This is a genomic window from Streptomyces boncukensis (assembly GCF_011045075.1).
In the GTDB taxonomy this organism is placed as follows: Bacteria; Actinomycetota; Actinomycetes; order Streptomycetales; family Streptomycetaceae; genus Streptomyces; species Streptomyces boncukensis.
Window position 1 is genome coordinate 1 of the sequence record NZ_JAAKZZ010000755.1, and the last position, 2644, is coordinate 2644.

The window sequence follows — 2644 nt, forward strand, 5'->3', positions numbered from 1 at the left end:
CCCGCCCCCCGCGACCCGGCCGTCCCCGGCTGATCGCCACCGATCTGGACGGCACGCTGCTCAGGAGCGACAAAACCGTTTCCGCGCGGACGGTCGCGGCGCTGGCGGCCGCCGAGGCGGCCGGAATCGAAGTGATCTTCGTCACGGGCCGTCCGCCCCGCTGGATGGGCGTGGTCAGCGACCATCTGCACGGCCACGGCCTGGCCATCTGCGCCAACGGGGCCGTCCTCGCCGATCTGCGCGGCAGGCCCCGCGCCCGGCTGGTGCGGGTCCGGCCGCTGGAGCGCGCGGACGCCCTGGCCACCGTGCACGCGCTGCGCGCGGCAGCGCCCGGGGTGTCCTTCGCCGTCGAGCGGACGGAGGGCATCCACTACGAGCCGAGCTACCCCGTCTTCTTCGAGGACCCGGGCGCCAGCTACGCCCCCGCCGAGAAGCTGCTCGCCGACAGCCACAGCGACTCCTACGACCAGCCCGTCGTCAAGCTGCTGGCCCACCACCCGGACCGGGACCCGGACGCCTTCCTGGCGCTCGGCCGGAAGGCCGCGGGGGCGCACGGCGAGTTCACCCGCTCCAGCCCGAGCGCGCTGCTGGAGATCAGCGGGCGAGGCGTGAGCAAGGCCAGCACCCTGGCGCACGCCTGCGCCGAGCGCGGCATCACCGCCGACCAGGTGGTGGCCTTCGGTGACATGCCGAACGACCTGGAGATGCTGGGCTGGTCCGGCACGTCGTACGCGATGGCCAACGCGCATCCCCAGGTGCTGGCCGCGACGACGCACCGCACCGCGTCCAACGAGGACGACGGCGTCGCCTCAGTGATCGAGGCGTTGCTCACCGGCTAGCCTCGAAGAGGGTGCGGGAGGAGTGGGCGACGAACACCCCGTCTGCCCGAATCCGCTCGTGCAGCTCACGGAGCCGGTCCCGGTACCGCTCCACGGAGAAGCCCGGCACGATCCAGACCACCTTCCGCAGGAAGTAGACGACCGCCCCGACATCGCGGAACTCCATCCGCAGCCGCTCGGACCGCACATCCACCAGCTCCAGGCCCGCGGCGCGCGCCCCGGCGCACTCCTCGTCCGGGTGCCGCAGCCGGCGCACCTCCTCCGGCTGCGGGCCGAGGAAGAACTCCGTCAACTCGAACACGCTCGCGGGACCGACATGCTGCGCGAGATACCTCCCGCCCGGCTCCAGCAGCCGGGCGATCTCGTCCCACCAGGGGGTCATCGGATGCCGGCTGGTCACCAGGTCGAAGGCGCCGTCGGCGAACGGCAGCGGGGGCTCCTCCGGGCCCGCGACGACCACGACGCCGCGCGGGCGCAGCAGCCGGGTCGCGCGGGCCAGGTTCGGCGGCCACGCCTCGGTGGCCGCCATGGTGCGCGGCAGCGCGGGGGCCTCGTTCAGGACCTCGCCGCCGCCGGTCTCCAGGTCGAGGGCCGCGGTGGCGGTGGCCAGGCGGGCGCTCATGAGGCGCTGGTAGCCCCAGGAGGGGCGCTGCTCCGTGGCGCGGCCGTCCAGCCAGGAGAAGTCCCATCCGGAGACGGGCGCGGCCTCCGCCTCGGCGAGAAGTTCCTCGAATGAGCGTGCCGACGGTGACATGTGATCACTGTGGCAGCGGATACGCCGGGAGGCGATCACTTTTCCCGGCGCCCCCCGGGGGGCTGGACCGCTACAGCGGTGCCGTCCAGCACAGGGCCGTGCCGCCGCCCGCCGCGCCGATCCCCGGCCCCCACCGCGCCGCGCCGCCCAGCCGCTCCGCGCGCCGCCGCAGGTTCGCCAGCCCGCTCCGGCGCCCCTCCCGGGGCAGGCCGACCCCGTCGTCGGCCACGGTCAGCCGGACAGCGGGGCACCCGCCCGCCAGCGTCGCCGTCGCGTCCACCGTGACCTCGATACGGGAGGCGCCGGCGTGCCGGAGCGCGTTGGACAGCGCCTCGCGCAGCGCGGCGATCAGGTTCTTCGTCGTCCGCTCGCCGACCCGCGCGTCCACCGCGCCGACGAACCGCACCGACGGCTGGAAGCCGAGCGCTGCGGCGGCGATACCCGTCTCCCGCAGCACCCGCGTCCGCAGCCCCGCCTGGGCCTCGCCGGGGTCCTGCTGGAGCGCGAAGATCGCCGTGCGGATCTCCGCGATCGTGGCGTCCAGCTCGTCCACGGCCTGGCCGATGCGCCCGGCGACCTCCGGCTCGCAGGTCGCGCGCCGCGCGCTCTGCAGCGTCATCCCGGTGGCGAACAGCCGCTGGATGACCAGGTCGTGCAGATCGCGGGCGATGCGGTCGCGGTCCTCGTACACCGCGAGCCGCTCGCGGTCGTGCAGCGCGTCGGCCATCACCAGCGCCAGCGCGGCCTGCGCCGCGAACCGCGCGGCCAGCGACTTCTCCGCCTCCGAGAAGCGCGGCGCTCCGGGCTCGCGCGGTACGGCGAGGGTGCCCAGCACCCGGCCGCCGCTCTCCAGCGGCAGCAGCATGCTCGGCCCGAACCGCCACGCCACCTGAGTGATCATGCGCGGGTCCGTCGCGGAGTCGTCCACGAAGACCGGCCGCCCGGCCAGCAGTTCGTCCAGCACGGGGCTGTGCGGCGGGATCACCGTGCCGATCAGGGTCCCGGGCTCGTCGGCCGCGGCGGCCACGATCTCCAGCCCGCGCCCCTCGTC

At 75.0% G+C, this 2644-nt stretch carries 3 protein-coding genes; 1 reads left to right on the forward strand and 2 read right to left on the reverse strand.

Going from position 1 to position 2644, the window contains the following annotated elements; translation table 11 throughout:
* Positions 1-29 precede the first annotated feature (29 nt).
* The gene (locus G5C65_RS35170; RefSeq protein ID WP_241266287.1) at positions 30-839 is read left to right on the forward strand and encodes a Cof-type HAD-IIB family hydrolase; all 810 of its coding nucleotides are present in this window, start codon (positions 30-32) and stop codon (positions 837-839) included.
* Here the strand turns inward: G5C65_RS35170 and G5C65_RS35175 are convergent.
* Positions 829-1593 (reverse strand): methyltransferase domain-containing protein, encoded by a 765-nt coding sequence (locus G5C65_RS35175; RefSeq protein WP_165303120.1) that lies wholly within the window; start codon positions 1591-1593, stop codon positions 829-831. The two genes, G5C65_RS35170 and G5C65_RS35175, sit on opposite strands and share 11 nt — an antisense overlap.
* Before the next feature lie 70 nt (positions 1594-1663).
* Positions 1664-2644: GAF domain-containing sensor histidine kinase (locus G5C65_RS35180; RefSeq protein ID WP_165303121.1), on the reverse strand; the 981-nt coding region annotated here is incomplete at its 5' end.

Bases quoted from the DNA above. Each gene is read 5' to 3' on its own strand.
- G5C65_RS35175 (WP_165303120.1), bottom strand. From the start codon at position 1,593: ATGTCACCGTCGGCACGCTCATTCGAGGAACTTCTCGCCGAGGCGGAG.